The sequence below is a fragment of the Psychrobacter sp. BF1 genome (genome assembly GCF_019279065.1).
In the GTDB taxonomy this organism is placed as follows: domain Bacteria; phylum Pseudomonadota; class Gammaproteobacteria; order Pseudomonadales; family Moraxellaceae; genus Psychrobacter; species Psychrobacter urativorans.
The window spans coordinates 289220-314871 of record NZ_JAGYWV010000001.1 but is presented as its reverse complement, the minus strand read 5'-3'; the positions used below and the strand labels follow the sequence as shown (position 1 = coordinate 314871).

Annotated in this window: 20 protein-coding genes and 1 tRNA gene; 7 read left to right on the top strand and 14 right to left on the bottom strand. The window is 42.6% G+C overall.

Going from position 1 to position 25652, the window contains the following annotated elements; translation table 11 throughout:
- Nucleotides 1-12 precede the first annotated feature (12 nt).
- The 6 genes from ispC to rimO form a co-directional block, all read right to left on the bottom strand.
- Nucleotides 13-1215 carry a 1-deoxy-D-xylulose-5-phosphate reductoisomerase gene (gene ispC, locus KZA12_RS01325; protein WP_218688946.1) on the bottom strand — a complete coding sequence of 401 codons (1203 nt, stop codon included), beginning with the start codon at nucleotides 1213-1215 and terminating at the stop codon, nucleotides 13-15.
- Nucleotides 1216-1278: 63 nt separating this feature from the next.
- The gene (locus KZA12_RS01320; protein ID WP_201622343.1) at nucleotides 1279-2088 is read right to left on the bottom strand and encodes a phosphatidate cytidylyltransferase; all 810 of its coding nucleotides are present in this window, start codon (nucleotides 2086-2088) and stop codon (nucleotides 1279-1281) included.
- A 154-nt stretch (nucleotides 2089-2242) separates the two neighbouring features.
- A complete protein-coding gene (uppS, locus tag KZA12_RS01315) occupies nucleotides 2243-2986 on the bottom strand; it encodes a polyprenyl diphosphate synthase (protein WP_218688945.1) in 744 nt (247 codons plus the stop codon).
- 338 nt (nucleotides 2987-3324) lie between these two features.
- Nucleotides 3325-3879, bottom strand: coding sequence for a ribosome recycling factor (frr, locus tag KZA12_RS01310; protein ID WP_201622345.1), 555 nt, complete (start codon nucleotides 3877-3879; stop codon nucleotides 3325-3327).
- 119 nt (nucleotides 3880-3998) lie between these two features.
- Nucleotides 3999-4724 (bottom strand): UMP kinase, encoded by a 726-nt coding sequence (pyrH, locus tag KZA12_RS01305; protein WP_201622346.1) that lies wholly within the window; start codon nucleotides 4722-4724, stop codon nucleotides 3999-4001.
- 163 nt (nucleotides 4725-4887) lie between these two features.
- The gene (rimO, locus tag KZA12_RS01300) at nucleotides 4888-6489 is read right to left on the bottom strand and encodes a 30S ribosomal protein S12 methylthiotransferase RimO (protein ID WP_256932768.1); all 1602 of its coding nucleotides are present in this window, start codon (nucleotides 6487-6489) and stop codon (nucleotides 4888-4890) included.
- A 143-nt stretch (nucleotides 6490-6632) separates the two neighbouring features.
- On the opposite strand from rimO, the gene KZA12_RS01295 reads away from it, so the two are divergent.
- From KZA12_RS01295 to KZA12_RS01280, 4 genes are all read left to right on the top strand, one after another.
- Nucleotides 6633-8030 (top strand): nitrogen regulation protein NR(II), encoded by a 1398-nt coding sequence (locus KZA12_RS01295; RefSeq protein ID WP_218688944.1) that lies wholly within the window; start codon nucleotides 6633-6635, stop codon nucleotides 8028-8030.
- Nucleotides 8031-8213: 183 nt separating this feature from the next.
- The gene (locus KZA12_RS01290; protein WP_218689161.1) at nucleotides 8214-10061 is read left to right on the top strand and encodes a sigma 54-interacting transcriptional regulator; all 1848 of its coding nucleotides are present in this window, start codon (nucleotides 8214-8216) and stop codon (nucleotides 10059-10061) included.
- Between the two features lie 223 nt (nucleotides 10062-10284).
- Nucleotides 10285-10369, top strand: a tRNA-Leu gene (locus KZA12_RS01285).
- A gap of 189 nt (nucleotides 10370-10558) precedes the next feature.
- Nucleotides 10559-11086 (top strand): hypothetical protein, encoded by a 528-nt coding sequence (locus tag KZA12_RS01280; protein WP_218688943.1) that lies wholly within the window; start codon nucleotides 10559-10561, stop codon nucleotides 11084-11086.
- Nucleotides 11087-11093: 7 nt separating this feature from the next.
- Here the strand turns inward: KZA12_RS01280 and KZA12_RS01275 are convergent, their stop codons facing one another.
- The gene (locus KZA12_RS01275; protein ID WP_218688942.1) at nucleotides 11094-12203 is read right to left on the bottom strand and encodes a protein kinase; all 1110 of its coding nucleotides are present in this window, start codon (nucleotides 12201-12203) and stop codon (nucleotides 11094-11096) included.
- 203 nt (nucleotides 12204-12406) lie between these two features.
- Here KZA12_RS01275 and KZA12_RS01270 point away from each other — a divergent pair, with 203 nt between their 5' ends.
- On the top strand, nucleotides 12407-13381 hold the full coding sequence (locus KZA12_RS01270; protein WP_218688941.1) for an ATP-binding protein: 975 nt from the start codon (nucleotides 12407-12409) through the stop codon (nucleotides 13379-13381).
- Between the two features lie 159 nt (nucleotides 13382-13540).
- Here KZA12_RS01270 and KZA12_RS01265 read toward each other — a convergent pair whose 3' ends face one another.
- From KZA12_RS01265 to gyrA, 5 genes are all read right to left on the bottom strand, one after another.
- Entirely contained in the window at nucleotides 13541-14746 is a 1206-nt protein-coding gene (locus KZA12_RS01265; protein WP_218688940.1) for a ribonuclease Z, read from the bottom strand.
- Between the two features lie 133 nt (nucleotides 14747-14879).
- Nucleotides 14880-15107, bottom strand: coding sequence for a hypothetical protein (locus tag KZA12_RS01260; protein ID WP_201622387.1), 228 nt, complete (start codon nucleotides 15105-15107; stop codon nucleotides 14880-14882).
- Between the two features lie 190 nt (nucleotides 15108-15297).
- On the bottom strand, nucleotides 15298-15966 hold the full coding sequence (locus KZA12_RS01255) for a glutathione S-transferase (RefSeq protein WP_218688939.1): 669 nt from the start codon (nucleotides 15964-15966) through the stop codon (nucleotides 15298-15300).
- 277 nt (nucleotides 15967-16243) lie between these two features.
- Nucleotides 16244-17314, bottom strand: coding sequence for an EamA family transporter RarD (gene rarD / locus KZA12_RS01250; RefSeq protein ID WP_218688938.1), 1071 nt, complete (start codon nucleotides 17312-17314; stop codon nucleotides 16244-16246).
- Nucleotides 17315-17531: 217 nt separating this feature from the next.
- On the bottom strand, nucleotides 17532-20381 hold the full coding sequence (gene gyrA, locus KZA12_RS01245) for a DNA gyrase subunit A (RefSeq protein ID WP_218688937.1): 2850 nt from the start codon (nucleotides 20379-20381) through the stop codon (nucleotides 17532-17534).
- Nucleotides 20382-21232: 851 nt separating this feature from the next.
- On the opposite strand from gyrA, the gene KZA12_RS01240 reads away from it, so the two are divergent.
- The gene (locus KZA12_RS01240; protein WP_218688936.1) at nucleotides 21233-21508 is read left to right on the top strand and encodes a hypothetical protein; all 276 of its coding nucleotides are present in this window, start codon (nucleotides 21233-21235) and stop codon (nucleotides 21506-21508) included.
- Between the two features lie 70 nt (nucleotides 21509-21578).
- Nucleotides 21579-22454: a methyltransferase domain-containing protein gene (locus tag KZA12_RS01235; protein WP_218688935.1), complete on the top strand. Its 876-nt coding sequence runs from the start codon at nucleotides 21579-21581 to the stop codon at nucleotides 22452-22454.
- A gap of 103 nt (nucleotides 22455-22557) precedes the next feature.
- On the opposite strand, the gene KZA12_RS01230 is transcribed toward KZA12_RS01235, so the two are convergent.
- Both KZA12_RS01230 and KZA12_RS01225 read right to left on the bottom strand, forming a co-directional pair.
- Complete coding sequence (locus tag KZA12_RS01230) at nucleotides 22558-23715, bottom strand: ABC transporter ATP-binding protein (RefSeq protein ID WP_373416566.1); 1158 nt, start codon at nucleotides 23713-23715, stop codon at nucleotides 22558-22560.
- A gap of 292 nt (nucleotides 23716-24007) precedes the next feature.
- Nucleotides 24008-25630 (bottom strand): ABC transporter permease, encoded by a 1623-nt coding sequence (locus KZA12_RS01225; RefSeq protein ID WP_373416559.1) that lies wholly within the window; start codon nucleotides 25628-25630, stop codon nucleotides 24008-24010.
- Between the last annotated feature and the right edge of the window lie 22 nt (nucleotides 25631-25652).

Genomic DNA, 25652 nt, shown 5'->3' with positions numbered 1-25652 from the left:
AAGAAAGAAGCTCTAAAGCATTTGCCTAACTAAGCTTTCAGTATAGTGCCTAGCCAAGCTATCTATCGCTAAAATGTCATCGATATCCGCATCAGCGCTTAGCTTTGACGCTTTTACTTCACTCAAAGCTTGCTCGTTAATGCTAGCGATATCGGTTAAACGCACTTTACCTTGCAAAAAAGCCTCTACTGCAATCTCGTTTGCCGCATTTAGAATAATAGTCGCTTGAGTACCCGCTTGCATAGCTTGACGAGCCAAACGCAAACAAGCAAATTTCTGCAAGTCGGGCTTGATAAATTCTAGACCGCTTAGCGTATATAGATCTAAGGGCTGCGAGCCGCTAGCGATACGTTGCGGATAGCTGAGCGCATGGGCAATAGGCGTCTTCATGTCCGGACTACCTAGCTGTGCTAAAAAGCTACCATCGCTATATTCTACCATTGAGTGAATGATACTTTGTGGATGAATAACCACATTTATCTTGCTCTCTGGTAGATCGAATAAATGACAAGCTTCTATTAGCTCCAGTCCTTTATTCATCATCGTTGCTGAATCAACAGATATCTTTTGACCCATTGACCAGTTTGGATGCTTAACTGCCTCGGCTACCCCTGCTTGCTGCATCTGCGCAAACGACTGCTGTAAAAATGGTCCACCAGAAGCGGTCAACCACAGCTTACGTACTCCGTGGCTATCGTCATGAATTTGGGTGTTATCTTGCTGAATAGTGGCAGGTAAACACTGAAAGATAGCATTGTGCTCAGAGTCTATCGGTAATAAAGTGGCGTGATGAGTCTTGACTGCTTTTATCATCACTTGTCCGGCCATTACCAACGCTTCTTTGTTAGCGAGCAGAATACGCTTGCCCGCGCGAGCTGCCGCTAATGTAGAAGGCAATCCTGCGGCACCAACGATAGCAGCAACGACCGTATCGACTTGGCTGTCAGTGGCAACATCAATCAAACCTTGCGTGCCACCGACTACCTCGGCAGTCAATCCAGCCTGTTTAAGACGTTTAGCAAAATCGTCCACTGCTTCAGTCGGCACTGCTACCCGCTTAGGCTTAAACTGCTGACATAACTTCAGGAGCTTATCCAAGCGCTGATGGCCTGATAAAGCATAGACTTCATAGTCTTGTAGATGTTCAGCCAATATCGCTAAAGTGCTGTCGCCTATTGAGCCAGTTGCGCCTAGTACCGCGATGCGTTGGGTCATAACTAGTAGTGCCTATGATATCGTCAATTAATAAAAGTAGCTGAAATCAGTTACATCTGCAACTTAGACAACTAATAATCCTAGCTGTTGTAAGCCCCAAAATCCTAATGCAAATACAGGTGTAGCAGACAGTAATGAGTCAATACGGTCAAGGATACCACCATGACCTGGCAAGATAGTTCCTGAATCTTTTACATTAGCACGGCGCTTGAGCATCGACTCAAACAAATCGCCCAATACCGAAGACAATATTGTCAGCGCTGATAAGCCAATAAAGGCTACTAGCGCCATACCGGTTAACTGTAGTTTGAAAACGCTGATAGCAACGACTACTACTAAGCCTGTTACTAAACCGCCAGCAAGTCCTTCCATGCTCTTATTAGGCGAGACATTCGGTGCCATCTTAATGCGACCAAGCTTACGGCCAACAAAATAAGCCCCGCTGTCGGCGCACCAAACCATCAAGAACACGTACATAAGCCACCAAGGTGACGCTTGCCATAAGTAAAACATTGCCGTAATTGAGGCAGTTAAGATAACCACACCCATCAGGGCTAGGCGCTGGCCATACCATTTTGTATGAGTAGGAAATTTAGTGACCCACGATAGAGCCATCATCCAGATAACTAGAGACGCTAGCCACCAAGCTACCCAAGTAAATTTGAGCATCAATGAAGCCAAAGTTACTACTAGCACTATCAATACAAACACTATTGGCTGCCGCCATTTCGGCATTAGCTTAGTCCACTCATGAGCGGCAATCGTCACTCCGATGGCCAGTAATGGAGCGAACAGAACAGGCGTTTGGCTGGCAAATAAAGCAATACCAACAATGACAATAAGCACGACTGCTGTTTTAATCCGTTGCCACATAGTGAGCGAACCTTATAGTTTTATAGTCTTGAATAAAAACATCTATGAATGAAAAAATAGCTCTTAATAGCCAACAGTCAGTGAAAGAATGGCCATTAAAGCTGCATTATAACAGCTAATTTGACAGGTTCAGTTACATTGATTGGCTTAGCAATCATGATGAGGTCTGTATTTGCTCGCTAGTCTTGCCAAATCGACGCTGACGCTGAGCAAACTCTTTGATCATCGTCGCCAACTCCTCTGCAGCAAAATTCGGCCACAATGTCTGAGTAAAGAACAGTTCAGCATAAGCGGACTGCCATAACAAGAAGTTCGACAGTCGGTACTCTCCGCCCGTACGAATCAACATATCTACCGCAGGCGCATCTGCTAATTGGACATATTCGCCCAGCTTTTCTTTATTTATATCTTCGATACGCAGTTGTCCGGCCTGCACTTGCTCAGCTAGCTGCTGGGCTGCATGAGCGATATCCCATTGACCACCATAGCTGATAGCGATCACTAAGGTCATCGCCTCATAATGAGCCGTCTGAGCTTCAGCATCCGCCATTTGTGTGCGCAACTCGTCACTCAATAGACTACGATCACCAATAAAACGTAGTTTAATATGATGCTTTTGCATACGAGGCATTTGCTCATCGATAGTCAGCTTTAATAACTGCATCAATAAAGCCACTTCAGCAGGTGGGCGCTGCCAATTCTCACTAGAAAAAGCAAATACCGTCAATACCTCAATGCCTACTTCGCGGCAATACTCAACGATAGGGTCTAGTGCATCTTTACCTTTGCTATGACCTTCGCCCTTCGCTAGGGCATGTTGTTTGCCGTAACGATTATTGCCATCCATGATAATAGCGATGTGTTTAGGCTTGAGGTCGATATCGGTTTCTTTCAACATTTTAGAACCATTTTAATAGTAATGAAATTCATGAGATAAAAGTTACTTTTTACTACATATCAGCATATTCAGCTTAGTAAGTATGTAAGGTAAATTCAATGATTAACGATTTGTAAGTGCATTAATATTATGTTATTTCATAAGGTGCAATTTTTGGCTTGATAGCTTGTTTAGCAGTCTCTGCTATGGCTAGTAATACAGTTAACAAACCAGATAATGATAGCGGATTGTTTTTACCGCTTAAACGCCAACCATTAAAAAACTGGCAACTTAACAAATACAACTTGCAAGAGACCAGTCCTTATTTAACTATTGATGTAGCGCTTTTACAGCGTTGTTTACACTGCCATCAAATCAATTTCTTTTTTACTTAGACGGCTATCGATAGTTTCGATATATTTGTCAGTAATTTTTTGGATTTCATCACTAGCACGGTGCTCGTCATCTTCTGATATTTCTTTTTCTTTTGCCAATTCTTTGATGTCATTCATCATATCACGGCGTACATTACGGATAGAAACTCGGCTGTTTTCAGCCTCACCGCGTGCTAATTTTTGCATGTCACGACGGGTTTCTTCGGTCAATGATGGCATAGGAACTCGGATAACATCGGCAGTCATCGGGTTCAAACCTAAATCGGCTTCACGAATGGCCTTATCTACTGCTTGTATCATAGTGCGATCGAACGGCTGTACTAATAGCGTGCGTGAATCTTCAACGTTGACGCTAGCCACTTGGTTCAAAGGCGTAGCAGCACCATAATAGCTGACCATAATACCTGATAACATACCTGGATGCGCACGTCCAGTACGGACCTTACTAAAGGTGCTTTCTAGCGCCTCTAAGGTTTTTTGCATGCGCGCTTCGCCTTCTTGCTTAATCTCTTTAATCATGTCGTTGTCCTTATTTATCGCTAACGATAATATGCTATGTTATTGGTTTTTATTTTGAATAATGGTTTATAAAATAGTAGCTTATTAATTAACCGCTTCGTGGCTATGTGGCTATTCACTTAGTGATAGACTCTTGTGCCTTCATTTTCGCCCATAACTACATTTAGCAAAGCGTTCGGTTTAGTCATATCGAAGACTTGCAAGGGTACATTATGCTCACGACATAAAGCGATAGCCGTCAAATCCATTACCCCAAGCTTTTGCTCTAGCACTTCATCAAAAGTTAAACCGTCATATTTAACCGCATCACTATGCAAGCTTGGGTCTTTATCATAGACCCCATCAACTTTAGTGGCTTTTAGAATCAAACCCGCTTCAATCTCAATACCACGTAGGCAAGCTGCCGTATCGGTAGTAAAGAAAGGGTTGCCAGTACCAGCAACGAAAATACAAACTTCGCCGTTTTTGAGATAGCGAATAGCATTACGGCTGCTGTAGCTTTCGGTAACTTCACCAATAGGCAACGCTGACATCAGGCGGGTTTTAATATTACGACGCTCAAGCGCATCACGCATAGCTAAACCATTCATCACGGTCGCTAACATACCCATTTGGTCGCCAGTTACTCGGCCAACTAGGCCTTCTTTTTGTAATTGTGCGCCACGATATAAGTTACCACCGCCAACTACGATCCCTACTTGTACTCCAAGACCACGCAAATGGGCGATGGATAAACTCATATTATCGAGCACTTCACTATCAATGCCCATCTCTTTGCCACCTGCTAAGGCTTCGCCTGAGAGTTTAAGCAAAATGCGCGAGTAACGAGGGTTCTTGTCAGACATGAGGGTACCTTTTATAGTTGAACACCAATATTAGGGTTAAATGTAAATATTATAATAATAAACACTTAGATACAGCAAACAAATTGCGCTAATTGTAGCAAAAACTACCGACTATTGGGCAATTTTCCTTTAGCCCATTATTGCCAGCAAATACTAGCAATGCCTAGGCTTTATAACTGGCAAATAAGTCGTACTCGCTAGCATCATCGATAGTCACCGTTAATAACTGACCGACTTGCACGTTAGCAGTAATGTTATCGACATAGACGTGGCCATCAATTTCAGGCGCATCGGCATAACTACGGCAAATAGCGATGTTCTCTTCGCTATCGATTTCATCGACTAACACGGTTAAAGTCCTGCCAATTTTCTCTTGCAGCTTTTGGACAGAGATATCCTGCTGTAGCGCCATAAAGCGCTCGTAACGTTCCTGCTTAACCGCTTCAGGTACTGGATTAGGCAAGTCATTAGCAACAGCGCCTTCGACTTCTGAATAAGTAAAAGCACCAACGCGATCAAGGCGAGCTTCAACTAACCAGTCAAGCAGACATTGGAAGTCTTCTTCAGTCTCACCAGGAAAACCAACTACAAAGGTTGAGCGAATGACGATATCGGGACAAATAGCCCGCCAAGCTTGAATACGAGCTAAAGTATTTTCGCTATGCGCTGGGCGTTTCATCGCCTTTAAGATGCGAGGGCTGGCATGCTGAAACGGAATATCTAAGTAAGGCAATAACTTGCCTTCACCCATTAGCTCGACAACTTTATCGACATGAGGATACGGATAAACATAATGCAGACGCACCCAGATGCCTAGCTGATTCAACGCTTGGCACAAGTCATAAAATTTGGACTTCAGCGGCATTCCGTTCCAAAAACTAGTCTTATATTTCAGATCCAGACCATAAGCAGAGGTATCTTGCGAGATGATTAGCAGCTCTTTTACCCCAGCATTTTTTAGTGCCATAGCTTCATTCATTACGCTATCAATCGGCCGTGAGACTAAATCGCCACGTAAGCTTGGAATGATACAAAAAGTACAGCGATGATTACAGCCTTCTGAAATCTTTAGATAAGCATAATGACTAGGGGTTAATTTAATACCCGCTTCATTGATTAAGTCTATCTTGGGATTATATTCATCGGTTAATTCGCGCTTCGGCTTAGGTACATGCAGCGCTACTGCCCTAATTACTTCATCATAAGCATGGGCACCAGTCACTGCCAATACCGCAGGATGCATTTTTCTAATCTTGTCCGCCTCTTTACCTAAGCAACCAGTAACAATGACTTTACCGTTTTTGCTAATAGCTTCACCGATAGCGTCCAGCGATTCTTGTACGGCTGACTCGATAAAGCCACAAGTATTGACTACTACTAAGTCAGCGCCTTCGTAATCACTAGCTACTTGATAGCCATCGCGGCTCAGCTCAGTGATAATACGTTCGCTATCTACTAAAGCTTTAGGGCAGCCTAAAGAGACAAAGCCAATTTTTGGTGTAGTGGTCGGTGCACTAGCTGTTGCAGCATTAGCACTACTCGCCTCGCCACTTTGACTGATACTACGGTTTTGATTATGATTGGCTTTATGGTGAGTGGCTTTATGAGTGCTGACAGGCTCTGTGAGCGACGTCTGACTTTGTGCCGGATTGAATACCGTTACGCTGTCATTAAGTTGCGCTAACGCTACAGACTCTGTAGCTGCTGATGATAAAGTCGATAGTGACGCTTTCACATCAGTAGATAGTGTAGAAATTTTGGACATAGCTGACCTTGCAAGAGATAAATTGGCTGTGCGCATTGTACGTTTTTTTTGTGATAATCACCAGTTTTGCCGTGCTATGCTGTTGATTTATGGTTAAATAATAGCGTTATTATTCTATTACTCCCTTTATTTAGGCTTTAGTCATGAGCATTCGTCCTATTACAGCTGAAACTACTCCCGACTTAGCCTTTATATCACAGCATTTATTTACTGCAGTTTTGTGGGTCGATGAATCTCTAGATATCAAATGGCTCAATACTCAGACTGAGCAACTGCTGGCTATTAGTCGTGGACGGCTACTGAATCATTCTATCTTGACCTTGCTAGCTCCTGCAGAAACAAATGATGGCACCGACTTAGATGTAATAAAACAGTCAATAGATAAGCCACAATCAGGCGAAACCGCTACTCATAAAACCTATTCATTAACTGAGCGTTTCGCTCATGCCCACCAATATCAGCAGCCCTTTATCGATCATGATCATCGCATCAGCCCGCAATTACTAGAGGGTAATAGCAGCAGTCATAGTGGCGCTATACTGCTAGTAGACTATAGCGTGACGCCGGTCAGCTATGAGCTGCAGACTTACTTTATCATTGAGATGTGGAGTAAGGATCGACACAGCCGTATCTCAAAGGAGCAACGACAACAGCAGCAATATGCTGTGGCCCGACATATGCTGCGCTCAGTAGCCCATGAGGTCAAAAACCCTTTGGCTGGTATTCGCGGGGCGGCGCAGCTACTACAACGTCAGTTTGCTAAAGTGAACGATTTGTCCTCGGTGGATAGTTTAGTTACTGCTATAGCAGCCAATGATACTGAGCCAAATATCAAAACTATAAACCAAAAGTTACTGATTTATACTGATATTATCATCTCAGAAACTGACCGCTTGACTCAACTCATCAGCCAACTTCTTGGCTCTAATCAACTGCCCAATTGGCAAGCGCTAAATATTCATCAAACCCTTGAACACGTGTTAACTTTAGTATTGAGTCAGTATCCAACCGTCAAACTACAGCGCGATTATGATTTATCTATACCAGATTTAGTAGCGGATAAAGATCAGTTGATTCAAGTATTTTTAAACTTAATAAACAACGCTTGTGAGTCGATGCTAGAGCATCAGCAAGTGCTAGTGAATAGTGCTAATACTATTCACTCTAGTGCAGCAACGATTAATAATAGCTCAGTAGATAATTTACCCAAGCCAACTAGCCAGCCAACTACTTATCAAGCAAAGCTAGCTATTCAGACACGCATTGCTTTTCAACATACCATCGGTAGCCAGCAACACAAGCAAGTGTTGCAAGTCACTATTACTGATAACGGCAGCGGCATAGACTCCGCGCTTATTGGTCAGATATTTTTTCCGATGGTGACTAGTCGTGCAGCTGGGACAGGCTTAGGGTTAGCGATTGTCCAAGATATTGTTAGCCGACATCATGGTATGATAGATGTTATCTCCCAACAGATGCCCGATAGTAGCGAGACTAGCTTCATCTTATACTTGCCTTTTACTCAACCTATTACTAGCTGAAGTTGGGTGGGAAAACCGCACCGATTCGAGTAACAGGCTAAGTAAGCATTTGGCTCAATTATCTTTAAAGGCTTATATATGACTAAGCGTTATGATACTGATATAGACAATACTGTGAATAACTCTGCTAATAGCAGTTCTGATGACGATTATAAAACCAATAGTGCTGACAATATTAGCCAAATGAGCGCTAGCTCCGATAAAATTGCAACGTTATGGCTTATTGATGACGATGCTGCGCTGCGTTTGGTGCTCGCTGATACTTTTAGCGATGCCAATCTCGAGGTGATCAGCTTTACTCAAGCGCAAGCGGCGTGGATACGACTCAACGATGTGTTGCAGCAGCATGAGAGCCACGCCATTCTACCGGATGTTATCTTGACGGATATTCGTATGCCGATGATGGATGGCTTATCATTCAGCGATTGGGTGCACAGTAATTTCCCTAAACTGCCTATAGTTATCATGACCGCCCACTCAGATATCACTTCAGCCATTGATAGTTATCAGACGGGTGCTTTTGACTATTTACCTAAGCCTTTTGATTTAGATGACGCCGTTGCCACTATCTATAAAGCTATTGATTATCAGCCTAGTGAGCAGAAGAACCAGCAAACCACTGCCAATAAGACAGATAAAAAAGATCAGCAAATTAGTGACAATATTAATGACAGTGTTAGCAAAAATTTTAATAGTAAGGCTAGTGACGATACTAAGGCCGGTGTTGACAATATTAATAACACCGCGAGCATTACTGGCACTGGCAATAGGGAAAGTAGTATCAGTATAAAACCAGCTGTAAAACCGATTATAAAAGATAAAGCGGTAATAGAAGACCATAGCAGTAAGGATAATCCCAGTGGAATTATCGGTCAGTCGCAAGCGATGCAAACCGTATTCCGTGCTATAGGCCGCCTAGCCCACTCTCCTATTACCGTGCTTATTACTGGCGAGTCCGGTACTGGTAAAGAGTTGGTAGCTAGCGCATTGCATCAGCATTCCCCACGAGCGCAGCAGCCCTTTATTGCGCTCAATATGGCCGCTATTCCTCATGACTTGATTGAGTCTGAGTTATTCGGTCACGAAAAAGGCGCTTTTACCGGCGCCACAACCCAGCGCCAAGGACGCTTTGAGCAAGCCGATGGTGGTACGCTATTTTTAGATGAAATTGGTGATATGCCTTTTAGTACTCAGACGCGCTTATTGCGAGTATTGGCCAATGGCGAGTTTTATCGAGTTGGCGGTCAACAGCCCGTAAAAGTCGATGTACGTATCATTGCTGCCACCCATCAAAACTTAGAGTATCTAGTGCAACAAGGTAAATTTCGAGAAGATTTGTTTTATCGCCTCAATGTCATTCGCCTACCACTGCCACCGTTACGATCTAGGCGTGAAGATATCCCTGCGCTCGCCAGCCATTTTATGCAGCGGGCTAGTGAGCAGATGAACACCACAGCTAAGCAGTTGTACCCTGACGCCATGCATATTGTGCAAAACTTTGACTGGCGTGGCAATGTTCGCCAGTTAGAGAACGTCTGTCTTTGGCTAACAGTAATGACTACTGGTGATAAAGTGCTAGCTGAAGATTTGCCCCCAGAGCTGTTAGCGATAGTCGATAACCCTCCGCTACAGCCAGCTCAATTCAACCAGCAGCAGCATATTCAGATAGATAGGATTCCACAGTCCAGCTCACTAAATATCAATCCTGATTCATCGGTATTAACAGGAACGACTAGTACGCCTGCAACTGTCCCTCACGCTTCTACTTCTGCTACCCTAAATATGAGCTGGCAACAAGCGCTAGCAGTCTGGGCAAAGCAGTCCTTACAAGAGGGAACTACTGATATTCTACAGCTAGCAAACCCTGAGTTTGAGCGCATCCTATTGAGTGCCGCCCTCACCCATAGTGAGGGTAAAAAGAACCTTGCTGCTACTCTATTAGGTTGGGGGCGCAATACTCTGACCCGTAAACTAGCATTATTAGAGGACTCGACAGTAGAGACAACAGCAGCTAGCAAAACCGATAGTTAAATAAATATTTATCATAATAAATTATATAAAATATACATTTATATCAATGGCTTAGTACTAAAAAATTAATATATCGATAAAAACATCAAAATTAACTGCAAAAAGGGCTTGCCAAACTATTCAAACTCTATATAATAGCCAACCACTGAGACGCACTACCGAATCAGTTAACTATCTGTATGTCGTTTGAATTTGAACGTTAATAATGATAGAGTAACGAAATGGGGCTGTGGCGGAATTGGTAGACGCACTAGATTTAGGTTCTAGCGCCGCAAGGTGTGAGAGTTCGAGTCTCTCCAGCCCCACCATTTTCGGATAGTACATCTTAGACCAGATTAAAAATCAACCTGCTTTTTAGCAGGTTTTTTTGTGTCTGCGATTTAAGTGATAAATCCAGTAGCGATTCCTAGTTATAGGTAGTGTAAACTGTCATAGAGCAGCACTTGCGACCGCAAATTCTGCCATCTATTAGTGTATAAAGTGATTGGATTAAAACAATGAGTAAAGGATTATGGGTAGCTATAGGCTTGCTAGTAGTAGCGGTAGCTTGGTTTGTGGGTATCAACGTCTTATATAAGCCGGCTGAATCGACCAATGCCAATGCTACTGTGACTGCTGCGGATTCCAATACCAAGATTATGATGAGCTTAGAGAAATTTGCAGGTTTTCATCATGATGCAGATATTCTGTTAAAAGAATTAACCGTTCTAAAAGCCGATACCCAAAGTGCCATTGCTACTAAGGACATTAAGCTATTAGGGCTTGCTATCAATAATACTTATAGAGTGATGGACAATATAGATATTAACCGTGTACCTACTATTGCCCCGTTTGAGGTTTGTGATGAAGCTTTAAATACCTTGAGTCGTTATGTTGTCAGTGCTAAGAGTTATTACTCTAATTCCAAAAAAACGCCTATAGATGAAGTTAATGAGAAAAAGAAAGTCTTTGATACTAACTTTGCTCAGTGTGAGAGCATTGTGAATGACAAGACTGTTGAAGCCCTTTATCAAGACTATCAATAATACGGCCCTAGATATCTGTGAATAACTGCAAAGCTACTACAACACTTTGCATATCCTGATAACGATTTTTAATCTGTTTAGCTAGCGCTTTATTAATAATAACCTGGTACTGCTGATATTTAACTGGCAATACAGGGATGGACTGTTGGCAATGTTCAATCGCCCACTCTTTTAGCGGATCCCTACTTCCCACTGTAATATTAAATGGCCGTTCACCAATCAATATCTCATACATCATAATCCCAAAGGCATAAACATCGCTTTGCTCAGTAGCCGCGTGTCCTTGCCAACGTTCAGGGGCAAGATAAGCTGGCGTACCAGCAGTATTTATCTTAACGTCTTTACTCACTCCCTTATCAATACGCTCAGCTAAAGCAAAATCCGTTAATAGCAAACTAGCTATCTTCCTATTGGCATTAGTATCATTAATCTCACTAGCCGTATTAATAGCAGTAGTATTACTTGATAAAAAACTGTTTTTTAGCACTGGCTCACTAAGCAAAACATTACTTGGCTTAAGATCATTATGTAGCCAACCTTGTTTATGCAAAGCCGCTATAATACAAGCCGCTTGCTTAATAAAGTGCTGTTTTTGCACAGCGGTTAACGATGAGTGTTGCTTACTCTTTAGCTGCTGCGCTAAGCTACCTAATGGATAAAAAGGCAGCACTAAATGGCTAAGCTGATAGGGTTGCTGGAGTAGGTTTATAGGCGAGGTTGTATAAGCTAATGTAGGCGGTGCTATAGCTAGAGTGGCTGTTGGCGATTGTTGCGAGATCTGTAAAGCTTGTAGCACGTGAGCTTCATGATTTAGATCAGCTGCCTGATAACTGTTACTGCTATCAGCTATAGTCAGTTGCCATTTAATCATTACGGCCCCAAACGATGGATAGCGAGCGCGAGTCAATCCTTGGTAAAGTACTGTTTGAGTGATGGCTTGTTGATTAGTAGCAGTTTGGCAAAATTCATCTTGACTACTACTCTGCTGACTAATACGCTGATGAACTATCTGACTGTAATCCAACTGTAAAAATATAGCGGTAATTTCTGGCAATAGCTGCTTAGACTGCCGCTGCAAAGCTTGTATTTGCGAGCAATTACTGGCACTATTTTTCATGTTATAACCTTACTATCAACTATCATAAGTTTTGCCATAGCTTGTGATCTTAACTTATATTCTGTGCAAATAGTTGCTTTACAATTATAGACTACCTTAGCTCATATGCCGTTGAGTGGGGTATATTATTACAGCGATTCAACCTTGATACATTCGCCAGCCAGCTTGTAAAAAAACCTTCATTTATTAACAATAGAGTCATTATGTCCCAGTCCCTTGAGTCTTCTAGTGGTTATGCCCTACCCGCGCCTTTACTCGATTTATTAAGTCAATATTTGCAGCAGCAAGTCACTCCTACTATCGAGATAGATCCTGCCCAACTGGCTTATCGTTGGGTTGGGGGCGCTACGGGTCATTTAGAGCCGTTAGTGGTCAATCTATTTTTGAACTTAGATGATTTGCATGGTATTGACACGCAAAAATCAAAACTGATCCAAAACACTCGCCAATTCTTAAAAGGCTATCCAGCCAATCATGTGTTGATGACTGGTACGCGCGGTGCTGGCAAGTCCTCCTTGATTCGGGCTTTACTGCAAACCTATCATAAGGAAGGTCTACGAGTTATTGAGATCGCTCGTGATGATTTACTAGTATTGGACAAGATTCGCGCGGCTATTAATCAGCTATCTGCTGACTGCAACTGCCGCTACGTAGTCTATTGTGATGACTTAGCCTTTAATGGGCAAGATGAGAGTTATCGTACGCTAAAAAGTGTACTAGATGGTGCGCTCGACTCTGAGCAGGACAAATTGCTGGTTTATGCCACTAGTAATCGTCGCCATCTGTTACCACAATTAATGAAAGACAATATTAATATCTATAATGGGCAGACCGATGAAGTCAACCCTTACGAGACTATAGATGAGACCGTATCGTTATCGGATCGTTTTGGTTTGTGGTTGTCATTTTATCCGATGGATCAAACCACTTACTTGCAGATCGTGCAACATTATCTGACTTTACAGAGTAAGCCGCTTGCAGATAGTTTGGCTAGCGGCACTGCCAACTCAGTGCTTGAACAAGCTATAGATGATGAGGGTGCGCTTGCTGATAAAGTCAGAGCCGATGCATTACGTTGGGCGTCAGAGCGTGGCGGCCGTTCGGGACGAGTAGCTTATCAATTCAGCCGCTATTGGAGCGGTAAGAGGCAACTGGCTGCTACTGATAGTGAATCTTGAGATGCATTAACTTGCCTCGCTTTAGTAAGCTTATGCCTATAAGGGTGTGCTTACTAATAGCATAAAGAGCTGTTTAGTTTTGAAAAGTTTAAGCTGCGCTGCAGGTAATAGTTGCTGATCATAATCCTATTACTAGGGCGTGCTAGACTGCCTTCAAAGCTAGTATTTACGCCCCTCACTAGCAAGCGCAGAGCCAATATATTCAACTCGGCTGTCACTTTGGCTAGCTAATCCTAACGATTTACCACTGACTCTATATTGGGCAAAATCTGCTGCCAACCATAAGTTACCATGATAGCTGCTTTGGGCATCAAGACGAATATGTCCCATATTATCTTTATCACTAGCTGGCTTATCATAGCTTTGATAACGGGCGCTAAAATGAGTCAAGATGAGATTATTAAGGCCAACCTGTTGAGCGAATTGACCTATCTGCTGCGCGCTACTGTGCATGGGATCGAAATCAGGATGCTTAGCTTGCGCTTTAGCTTGAATCTTGGCGAGCATCTCAGCGGTATAAGTAGCTTCATGAACCAATAAATCGGTATCTTGCACTGCTGATGTTAGACAAGTCGCTGTGTCATTATCACCTGCGACAACTATCCGAGTGCGTAGCTCTTCATTATGGACGTAATCTGCTGACAGTAATGTTTGCCCTTCTGCCGTACAAACATCTTCACCTTGTTGCAGTTTGCCCCATAGCGCGCTAGCTGCAATCCCTTGCGCTGCCAATTTGTCAGTATCTAAGCGCCGATGGCTAATAGTCTGAGTGATACCAAAAGCATGAGAAGGCACCCGATGCGATAGCTTCACAACATCGATTTTTAGTTGCTGCTGCTTGTCCAGATTCAGAGTCACTACGGCTGCCGCTGAGCTGTTTTGAGCAGACAATAACTCCTCAACCGCTATAAAATTAATAGCGAAAGGCAAATATAATTCAGTAGTTAGCTTCACGGCATCGAGCAAGTCGGCAATCGCTTGAGGAGCAATAAGGGTAAGCGCTGTAGTCCGTCCTGACATGGCGGCACTGGCCAGCAGACCAGGCAATCCATAGCAATGGTCGCCATGGACGTGGGTAATACAGATGGCGCTAAGCTGATGTAATGACAGTTTGGTGTGTAATAGTTGCTGCTGCGTGCCTTCGCCACAGTCAATTAATACCCAAGGCCGTGACTTTTTATTTTGATAGTTACTGTTTGAGTGACTGCTTACATCACTATTGGAGCCACTATCTAGGTTATGGCGTTGATTATTATCTTTGGTACCTGCTAGATGAGGGTTCAAGCATTCAACAGCTAGCGCAGTGACGTTGCGCTGCTTAGTAGGGACTCCTGCAGAAGTCCCCAAAAAGGTCAGTTGTAACATAGCTCACCTCTATTAAACAATACTGTCCTTAAAAATTCCAAGTTTAGCAATGCTGGGTTTAATAATGCTAGGTTTAACAATATTGGGTTTAACAGCTTTATAGGTAACAAGCTACGCTTTGAAACCATCATAGCTAGGGCAACTGACATAATACAGTTTTTCCACCTTCGATGATCTGACCACCACTAGCAAAACATTCGTTGGCCATGTTTGACTCATGAGACTTCCATCCCCCATAAAAGCTAGCCGCACAAAGCAACGCTACTAGTAGTTTTTGTGACCAAGCCCTCATGGAGTTATCTTTAACATTAGCAGCTGGTTCATCGGTTAGTTTTGACGGTCTGTTGTCGGGGTCTTTCATCCTATTGCCTTATCAAGAAGCGGTTCATCAGTAATGGCTGGTCATTAGTGATGATAATAAATTCGTATATATAGTAGTAAAGATTATGCTTTGCCAAACGGCTGCTGCGTGATAAGTAGGCTGTGTTAAACTTTCAAGCTTAAAAGGTAAAGTTAAATAATAAGCTTAAAACACCCTAACCCAAGCCCTATTAGAACTTGACCCGACCACCCTTCTCTACTGCACGTTTGAAGGCTGGGCGCTCTTCACAGCGTTTGAGCCAATTAAGTAAATTAACATATTTTACTTTATCCAAGCCTGGTCCTGCATTAGCCCCTGTTACGGCAATATGCATCTGAATATCAGCGGCGCTAAAAGCAGGGCCAGCGAACCAATGATTGTCTTGCAGCTGTTGCTCCATCATATTTAGCATAGTCTCCAAACTGCTACTAATCATGCTGTTTTCAACTTGCTTGCGAATCCCTTTAGTGATCGGCTTAATCAACATCGGTGATCTTTGCACTACTTTTGTAAATACTAAGCGCATAACCAATAATGGCATTACTGAGGCCTCAGAAAAATGCAACCAAAAGGTATAATCTTCCCAAGCTGTCTCATCGCTATCTACGGGCTTAAATTCCTGCTGTTTATCATAATGTTTCAGTAGGTATTCGATAATAAAACCTGACTCCACTAAAGGGCGCTCATCGACTTCTAATATAGGCGCATGGCCTAGAGGATGGATTTTTTTTAGGCTATCTGGTGCTAAGTGTGACTTATTACGCTTATAAGTCGTCAGCTTATAATCCGCATTTAGCTCTTCTAGTAGCCATAAGATGCGAAACGAGCGTGCGTTTTCTAAATGATGCAAATGTAGCATAAATTATCCTATTAATGAGTAGTCATAAATGACAGCTATTTATTCAGATAGGCCACTTATGATTGCAGAAATTGTCAGTACAAATATTATCGATCATACCGCAATTATTAGCTGTTTTGAACTATCTAACAGGCTCACAGTTACGAAAAACAATATCTGCTTAGTCAAGGTTGAGCGGCTTATATTCTGGTTGAGCTTTATTTAATAGTTTCAGCTATACCAACCGCCGTTTTGGTTGCTGTATAAGTAGCTATACTATTCTTAAATGAATAGTAGGTTATTTAGAATGTAACTGTTCAATTCTGCGGTTCATTTTATTTATTTTGTGCTGATAACGACGAATTTTGCGAAAGCGGTGAGCTACTAACACGCCTTTAATACGCCGATTCTTTAGACGACGATGGGGTGGAAAGCTGTTAATTTGTGGCTCATTATACCCATGCAAACGATCTTCACGCTTATTAGTGATATAGCCTATGACGCTGTCTATAATCATGATCAATAACGCTAGAGTGATCATACTATACATCCATAAAGATCCTCCTTCATCGAGACTTTGATTCAAGATAGTGATCGAAAATACGAATAACAGCATAGGTTCTATATAGCTTAGAGCACCAAATAGTGAGACTGGTAGTTTACGACTAGCAACCATCGTTAATGACATTGCCACAGCACTTACCACACCCAGCAGCGGTAACAAATACCATAGCTTACTAGTTTGTGCGGCCAAACTGATACCACCACTTGCATAAAGCATCACTAGCACTATTGGCGATAATAATGTCAAATCAGACAGTAGTCCTGTGATTGGCGGCACTGCCAGTTTGCGACGCATAAGATAATAAGGCGGGTAGCCCAAACACACAAACAAAGTCACCCAAGATACCGTTCCGTACTGGAATATATCATAGCCGATACCTAACGCTGCACATAGAGCGGCTACCCACTGCAATACGCTCATAGACTCATGATAAAAAAATCGTCCAACCACTATCATTACTAGCGGTAATAAGAAATAACCCAAAGTCACATCGAGACCAAAACCGTTCACTGGTCCCCACATAAACAGCCAAATTTGGCCACCTAAAATTGGCGTTGGTAATATAAACAATAGCCATTCTTTCGGTGTTTTTATAGTTTTTATATAATCAAAAACGTGCTGCCACTGCTTAGTGAGGCTTACCAATAACATTATGCTGGCCAACATTATTAGTACCCGCCATGATGCCACTTGGGTCCCAGATAAAGGCTGCATAAACAGTCCAAACACGAACATTATCGAAAACAAAAAGCTCGATGATACTGAGGCTAAGGTACCTTGCACCGTTTGATTGCTAGTCAACATAATAACGACCTCTAAAATAACTTATAAAACCATAAAAAATTAATAGCAATTTATATAAAAAACAAAAGCCCCCAACTTTTACGTCGGAGGCTTTTTACTACTATGTAATAGCCTTAGTAGTAAAATCATCTTAGTAAAAAACCCATTGATGGATCCTACTAATACTAATTTCACTCAACGGCTAGCTTATAACTGGATAAGCTAGCCGCTCTAATAGTTACTCGTCATTATCGACACTATCATCATCTGAAGTACTGTCATCTAAAGAATAGTCATTGGCAATGTCGATAGTCTCAGTTATATCAGAGTCATCGACATTACCAGCAGTAGCTGCATCTATATCTATTTGCTCTTTACCTTCTACCTCAAAGGTACCGTCTTCGCGCATAGCATCGATCAGCTCATTATCACCTTCTTCATGCTCAACTCGTGCCATCGCTACTAGCTTTTCATCTTTTGACAGACGAATTAGGGTGACACCTTGAGTATTACGACCAGAACTGGCCACATGCTCAACTGGCGTGCGCACTAGCGTACCTTTATCTGAGATTAGAATAATATCATCTTCAGGATCAACTTTAGTGGCCCGAACTAGCGCACCATTACGCTCACTAGTTTTGATAGCAATCACCCCACCACCACCACGATGCTGAGTGTTGAACTCTTCGATAAAGGTACGCTTACCATAACCTTTTTCACAAGCGATTAAGATTTCGCGTACATCATCTTCGATAACCACTAATGATCTGATAAATTCATCATCAGCCAGACGCATGCCACGTACTCCTTTTGCAGTACGACCCATAGCGCGAGCGTCATTCTCATCAAAACGAATGGCTTTACCACTAGAGGCAAACAGCATAACCTCTTGGTTACCATTAGTAATACGGGCACTAACTAACTTATCACCTTCCTCTAAACCAACAGCAATCAAGCCATTAGAGCGAATGTTTGCAAACTGCTTTAGCTCTACACGCTTAACAGTACCATTAGCGGTAGCAAAGAACACATAAGGTGGCTCCGCTGCATTACTATCTTCTAATGAGTCATCATTGCTATCAATATCACTATCTAATAGTGCCACTTGCTCTTTACTGGATAGCTCTTCTACTATTTTTGGAATAGGTAGTATAGTAGTGACAGATTCATCACCAACCAAACCTATAAGGTTCACTAGCGGGCGACCACGGGCACCACGGCTGGCAATCGGTACTTCAAAACCACGTAAACTAAAGACTCGACCAGTATCAGTAAAGCAAAGCACGGTTGCATGAGTAGAGGTAACGACTAAGTGATCAATAACATCATCTTCTTTCATCGCTGTTGCAGACTTGCCTTTACCACCACGTTTTTGGGCTACATAGTCATCAATTGGCTGCGTTTTGGCATAGCCAGTACGCGAAACAGTCATCACTACGGTTTGTTCAGGAATTAAATCTTCACGACTAAAATCAGTGCGTGAATCAACAATGTCGGTACGACGTTCATCACCGAAGTTGTCACGAATCTCAATCATCTCATTAGAGATAATAGTCATCAGCTTATCAAAGTCACCAAGAATAGACTCAAGATTGGCGATCTCACGTAATAAATCTTGATATTCTTCGGTTAGCTTGTCTTGTTCAAGACCTGTCAGACGATGCAATTGCATCTCTAAAATCGCATTGACCTGATCGAGTGACAAGCGATAGCTCTGCTTGGACGCGTCTTCATGCACAATCAAACCAAACGGTGCTTTAGGATCTTCACCTTCAATATAATCAGGACGTACTGACTGACTACCAGCAGCTTTTAGCATCGCCACGACGCTACCTGAACCCCAAGTGTTGTTCAGTAAGCTCTGACGAGCTTCACCGCGACTAGCAGAAGCTTTGATAGCGTCAATAATCTCATCAATATTGGCAAGAGCGACCGTCAAACCTTCAAGCAAATGACCACGGACGCGCGCTTTGTTTAGCTCATAAATAGTACGACGAGTGACCACTTCTTGACGATGACGAACAAAAGCAGCGATCAGCTGACGCAAGGTCAATAGCTTAGGCTGGCCATTATCTAGTGCCACCATATTGATACTGAAGCTAGACTCAAGCGGGGTTTGCAGAAACAAATTATTGACAATAACTTCTGCTGTTTCGCCACGACGCAAGTCAATAGCGATACGCATACCGTCTTTATCAGACTCATCACGTATCTCACTAATACCTTCGATCTTTTTGTCACGTACAAGCTCAGCGATACGCTCAATCAGCTTAGCTTTATTGGCTTGATAAGGTACTTCAGTGAACACAATGCGCTCACGATCTCGGTTAACACCAGTATCGGTCATAGGCTCGATATGATAGCGACCCCGTACGTGTAAACGGCCTTTACCAGTGCGATAAGCATCTTGAATACCACCCCGACCGTAGATAATACCGCCAGTAGGAAAGTCAGGACCCGAAATGTGGGTCATCAGCTCTTCACCTGATATTTGCGGATTGTGGGCATAAGCTAAGCAAGCATTGATCACTTCAGTCAAGTTATGCGGCGCCATATTAGTCGCCATACCAACAGCAATACCTGTCGCACCATTGACTAATAAGTTAGGCACTCGTGCAGGCAGTACGCTTGGCATACGCTCAGAACCATCGTAGTTATCTTCCCAATCGACCGTATCTTTATCTAAGTCAGCTAGCATCTGATGGGTGAGCTTAGTCATGCGCACTTCGGTATAACGCATAGCAGCTGGTGGATCATCATCAATCGAGCCAAAGTTACCTTGACCATCGACCATCGGATAGCGCAAGCTAAAGTCCTGTGCCATACGTACAATAGCGTCATAAACCGCACTATCGCCATGCGGATGGTACTTACCGATGACGTCGCCAACTACCCTTGCCGACTTCTTATAAGCTTTATTATAATCATTAGACAGCACATGCATCGCATACATTACTCGACGATGTACAGGCTTGAACCCATCGCGCACATCAGGTAGCGCGCGCGAGACGATCACGCTCATCGCATAGTCCAAATAGGACTGCTTTAACTCATCTACGATGGCAATAGGACTGATCGAGTCGCTCATATACACTCCTTCATTCATCCCCATTATTCAAAGTTTGCGCAATTGGCCTTTTATTATTAATAATTATCGATAATTGTAGTTAACGACAACAAAAACGATTAATAATAACGTTTACGATCACAAGCAACTATAGCAACATTAATGTGTAGCTATCATCACTAGATAGACCATAAAAAAGCACTGATAGAAGTGCAAAACAAGATAACAATGGAGATGCTGTTTTTGTTAAAAATAATATTAAATCAAAGAAGCTATTTTAGCACAAACTTGCCTATTTAGGGGCTTTACCTACTATTAAACTTAGTCATAAGCGTTGATTAATTTGCGTCATTTTCACGCCCTATCAGTGGTTTAAATTAAGCCTATGACTTGATTTTTTAGCTTGGCTTTTTTTAATGCTTTTGTAGGCTAATCTGTCAAAAATAATGGCTTTAAAGCAATTAGGGTCAATATGCCTAGAGTAGCTGCTTGGTCATTATCAATAATAACTAAGCTAATGTTGTTCAGTAACTAACTAATAGCGCCTATATAAACTGAGTCCCTACTAGATATAGCCGCTGTTATATTTAAAACTATTTGTTGGTTGTAGTTTACGATTTATACCGTAAGATGTTACGCAAGACTGAGGTACAATTGATTGGCAAAAGTCATGAGCAAAAGCTATTTTGGTTGCTGTTGCCTTATCGCTAGCCACTATCAGACTAGAACTAAACCTTTAGGCTGGTTAAGTTAGAGGAGTTAGGTCAGCTCTATTAATTATTATAGTGCTTTGAAAGCTCTAGCTTTTGCCTCATTATCTGCCAATATTTCACTGCTCTATATACTCACCTTTATACGGACAATCACTTATTATGGATATCGTTTTAGCTATTGTTTGGGTCTTGGCCATGGTGCTACATAGTTTCTCAAGCGACTATGCCTTGACCTTTCCCACTCATAACAATCGCAGCTTACCGCTGATTCGTTGGGGCTCCTTATTAGTAGCTATCGGCTTGTCTGCCTATCTGGCAAAAGTCTATCAAGCCAACTTACAAGGCTCAGGCATTTGGGTGTTTTTCATAGTAGTGTTTGTGATTATCGTTTTATCGAAAATAATATTCAGATGGGTACTTAAAAGACGGCGTTAACTTGCCTAATAGCTTGTATCAGCAGCGCCATAATGCCCTACCTAAAATGACAATATAGAAATAAAAACTCATGACTAATCCTAAACAGCAGACGCTAGCAGTAGTAGATAAAAGAGTTGATCGTAGCTTTGATGATGTCGCTGATCATTTTGAAAAAAAGGTTTATGGTGGCCTCAAAGGCGAAATTCGACTGGCGGTGTTGCGCCGTGATATTTTTGCTTACGTCGATAAGCTAAGCCACAATCTCGGTAGACCTTTACGTATTTTAGATGTAGGTGCAGGACTGGCGCAAATAGCTACAGAGCTCGCCGCTACAGGTCATAGTGTAGTTATCAATGACATCTCAGCCAACATGCTAATTAAAGCCAAAGCTAACTTTGAGCAGCTAAAGATGGCTCATGCTGATAAGGATGATTTTGGCGAGGTGAGCTGGTACGTTTGTCCTTATCAAGAGCTGACCGCAAAGCTAAGTGGCGAAAGCCTAGATCAATCAGTAGAAAAATTTGATCTAATACTCTGTCATGCGCTGCTCGAATGGTTGGCAGAACCAGTAGCTATTATGGACTTTTTTGATAGCCACCTCAGCCCTGAAGGCGCGCTGTCTTTATGCTTTTATAATCCTGCTAGTTTTGAATATCGCAATCTGATTATGGGCAATTTTAACTTACTAGATAGCTTGCTTAGTGCGGATGCCTATCAAGCTGATAACAAAAAAAGCCTGACTCCCAATTATCCAGTAGCCAAGCCGCAAGTAGAACAATGGTTACAGAGTCATCACTATCAGATCGTAGCAGAGAGCGGTTTAAGAGTATTTCATGATTATGCACCGCTTAAGCGTGGAGGTCATAATGATCCTGAAGCAGTTATTCGCATGGAGCTGCGCTACTCCAGTCAAGAGCCTTACAAACGCCTAGGGCGCTATTTACATATTTTGGCCACTCGTTAATTAAGTAATGCTGGCTTTACTGTTGGCTCAATATGGACTTAAACTTGGTACTATACTAAGCTTGAGGCTATTTTAGCAGTAGTGCAAGAGCGGTTAAAAAACATCATGACAGACTGTAGTCTGACCAAGTAGTAGCATTAATATTTTTTTCATTAAACACTACTATATGTTCAAGCATCGGCAGAATACCTATGCGCGTGCCTACCGCATGATTATGATGACTAGCGACTAAAGACAATACTATCTGCCCATCGTCTAATTGCAAACGATACAGATAGTTGGCTCCACGAAACACTCGCCCTACTACTAGCGCTGTCTGCTCACTGTCATCATCATGGATAATATCATCTGGACGCACTAGTACTTTAATCGGGGTGCCATTAGGATAATCGTACTCGCAATACTGCGATTGTCCTGAGGCATTATAGACCTCCATAGGTCGATAGATATCCCCTAACACAGTCTCGACATGACCTTCTTTTATGATGCCATCGATCATCGCTCCTTCGCCTACGAACTCAGCGACAAAAGGACTAACTGGCTCATGATAAAGCTCACTTGGCGTGGCCCATTGAACCAATTTTCCTTCGTTCATAACGCCCACTTTATCAGCCAAAGCAAAAGCCTCGTTTTGATCATGAGTCACTAGGATCGCCGTAGTATTAGTGCGTTTTAGAATATCACGTACACTCATAGCTAAGGATTCACGCAGTACGACATCCAAGTTTGAAAAAGGCTCATCGAGTAATAATAGTTTAGGTTTTGGTGCTAATGCCCGAGCTAAAGCTACCCGCTGCTGCTGACCACCAGATAGTTCTGCAGGTCGCTTATCTGCGTGTTCAGTGAGCTCAACCAGTTCTAACATTTCTAGAATTCTAGCTTTTTTGTCATTGGCGGACCATTTACTCAAACCAAAACCAATATTTTTAGCAACGCTTAAATGGCCGAATAATGCATAATCCTGAAAAACCATACCCATGCCGCGATTAGCTGGGGCCACTGCACATGAGCTACGTTCACTCTGGTCGGTTAGACGCTGATTATTCAGGCTTACCTTGCCTTGACGCGACTGCTCTAATCCTGCTATTGCTCGTAAAGCGGTCGTTTTACCACAACCACTATAGCCCAAGAAACAACCAATCTCACCTTGTTGCAGTGTTAACGACAGACCATTAACTACAATAACCTTCTCATAACCTACTACTAAATCCTGCACTTCAAGATAAGGACTGTCCACCGCCTGTATCTTAGCCATATCCATATCATTATAAGCCTGTTTAGCCTCATGATACTGCTTACCTTGTTGCGCAGATATCAAGGGCTGCTGTCTAGTATTAAATCGCCTCTTAACAGCAGGCTTGCTGGATGCAGGTTGGTCTATCGAATCATTAATTGAGTCAGTATACATAAACGTTACCCATAGGCTGTTGGTAAATAGAGCAATACATTTGCTGGGCTAATCTGGTTAATAGCTTAATTGGTGGCAGACAGTAAGCAATAACTGAATAAGGGGCAATAAATAATAGTAATAAAACAACTGCGAAGAAATAACTTTAACTGTTTTTATCGCTCTGGCGTAGCAGTATCCACACCGGAATAATACCAACCATAACGATCAATAAACTGGGTAATGCCGCTCGTCCCCACATACCCTCACTAGTCATCTCAAACACTCGTACTGCCAACGTATCCCAGCCTTGTCGACGGGTCATCAAAGTGATGGGCATCTCTTTCATTACTTCTACAAAACCCATTAGTAAGGCGGTAAGCACCCCAGGACTGAGCACCGGCAACACGACATGACGCCAACGTTGCAGTGGACTGTCACTCAGTAATTCAGCAGCAGCCTCCGTATTAACAGTTAAACGTTGTAACTGCCGATCTACTGGCTGAAAACTAACGGTCATAAAGCGCGTCGATAGCGCTAGGAGCATGACAATGACGCTGCCCGATATCACTTGCTCTGAGGTGATACCAAGCGCAATCAGCTGATTATCTAACCAAGCTATCGGAATAAATACCCCAACTGCCAATACAGTGCCCGGCACCACATAACCCAAAGTAGCTAAAGTGGTCATCAGCTTAGTGCCCTGATCTGGATACTGGCGTTTTGTCCAAGCAATAATAATAGCTAACACCGCTATAAACAAGGTAGTCATACTAGCAATAAGTAAGCTATTAGTCACAAAATCGATATAACGGGCATCAAAATCTTGCCGAAAATTTATCGCTGTCCAATAGACCAACTGCAAAAATGGAATCAAAAAAGCAAGTGAGAACACACAAGTACAAAGCAAGCTCATCCCTAATTTAGCACTTTTGCTAGTCTCAAAGCGGCGATTATTGCCTTGAGTGAGTGATTTACCACGTCGAGCCTGCCAGTATTGTTCAAACAATACTACAATAAATATCACGCCGATCAATAAAGCGGCTAATTGAGCAGCCGTAGTCAGACTAAAAAAACCAAACCATGCTTTGTAAATAGCAGTAGTAAAAGTATCAACATTAAATACTGATACCGCACCAAAGTCTGCTAAGGTTTCCATAGTAGCGAGTAGTAACCCACCAATAATCCAAGGCAGCGCTTGCGGTAGAGCCAAACGGAAAAATATCCGACTGCGACTTAATCCTAGCATCTGTCCAGCTTCAATCGCTCGCCTGCCTTGCGACAAAAAGGCTTGCCGTGCCAGCAGATATACGTAAGGATAAAAAGCTAGTGATAGTACTAAACCTGCACCCCAAATATTACGTACCGACGGAATAGCGGTAGTGATTCCTAAGTCGCGCAACCCAGTCTGTAACGGCCCGCTAAAGTCAACAATACCGATAGTTACGAAAGCAAGAACATAAGCAGGTATCGCTAACGGCATCATCAAAGCCCAAGCAAAAAACCGCTGTCCAGGGAAGCGGTACATGCTTGTAACCCAAGCCAGCGCAGTACCAAGACCACCAGAGATTACCGTCACCATCATTAACAAAATGGCAGTATTCTTTAGCACTTGTGGCAACACATACTCACGCATATGTATCCAGATATCAGAAACTGGCTGTGTCCAAGAAAATAAAACAACAATAATCGGCACTAGCATAAACAACGAAATCAGTCCTAAGACTGATTTCGATAGTATACGGCGGCTTAAGGTATGATCTTGGCTGACTGCTTGATCGTCACTCACAATATTATCTCGATTGGCAGGT

Coding starts and splice junctions, on each gene's coding strand:
- uppS (WP_218688945.1), bottom strand. CDS start 2,986: ATGTTGAAAGAAACCGATATCGACCTCAAGCCTAAACACATCGCTATT.
- KZA12_RS01290 (WP_218689161.1), top strand. CDS start 8,214: ATGAGCGCTAGCTCCGATAAAATTGCAACGTTATGGCTTATTGATGAC.
- KZA12_RS01275 (WP_218688942.1), bottom strand. CDS start 12,203: ATGAAAAATAGTGCCAGTAATTGCTCGCAAATACAAGCTTTGCAGCGG.
- KZA12_RS01280 (WP_218688943.1), top strand. CDS start 10,559: ATGAGTAAAGGATTATGGGTAGCTATAGGCTTGCTAGTAGTAGCGGTA.
- rimO (WP_256932768.1), bottom strand. CDS start 6,489: ATGTCCAAAATTTCTACACTATCTACTGATGTGAAAGCGTCACTATCG.
- KZA12_RS01295 (WP_218688944.1), top strand. CDS start 6,633: ATGAGCATTCGTCCTATTACAGCTGAAACTACTCCCGACTTAGCCTTT.
- KZA12_RS01255 (WP_218688939.1), bottom strand. CDS start 15,966: ATGCTACATTTGCATCATTTAGAAAACGCACGCTCGTTTCGCATCTTA.
- frr (WP_201622345.1), bottom strand. CDS start 3,879: ATGATTAAAGAGATTAAGCAAGAAGGCGAAGCGCGCATGCAAAAAACC.
- KZA12_RS01320 (WP_201622343.1), bottom strand. CDS start 2,088: ATGTGGCAACGGATTAAAACAGCAGTCGTGCTTATTGTCATTGTTGGT.
- rarD (WP_218688938.1), bottom strand. CDS start 17,314: ATGTTGACTAGCAATCAAACGGTGCAAGGTACCTTAGCCTCAGTATCA.
- KZA12_RS01240 (WP_218688936.1), top strand. CDS start 21,233: ATGGATATCGTTTTAGCTATTGTTTGGGTCTTGGCCATGGTGCTACAT.
- KZA12_RS01230 (WP_373416566.1), bottom strand. CDS start 23,715: ATGGATATGGCTAAGATACAGGCGGTGGACAGTCCTTATCTTGAAGTG.
- pyrH (WP_201622346.1), bottom strand. CDS start 4,724: ATGTCTGACAAGAACCCTCGTTACTCGCGCATTTTGCTTAAACTCTCA.
- KZA12_RS01235 (WP_218688935.1), top strand. CDS start 21,579: ATGACTAATCCTAAACAGCAGACGCTAGCAGTAGTAGATAAAAGAGTT.
- gyrA (WP_218688937.1), bottom strand. CDS start 20,381: ATGAGCGACTCGATCAGTCCTATTGCCATCGTAGATGAGTTAAAGCAG.
- KZA12_RS01265 (WP_218688940.1), bottom strand. CDS start 14,746: ATGTTACAACTGACCTTTTTGGGGACTTCTGCAGGAGTCCCTACTAAG.
- KZA12_RS01260 (WP_201622387.1), bottom strand. CDS start 15,107: ATGAAAGACCCCGACAACAGACCGTCAAAACTAACCGATGAACCAGCT.
- ispC (WP_218688946.1), bottom strand. CDS start 1,215: ATGACCCAACGCATCGCGGTACTAGGCGCAACTGGCTCAATAGGCGAC.
- KZA12_RS01270 (WP_218688941.1), top strand. CDS start 12,407: ATGTCCCAGTCCCTTGAGTCTTCTAGTGGTTATGCCCTACCCGCGCCT.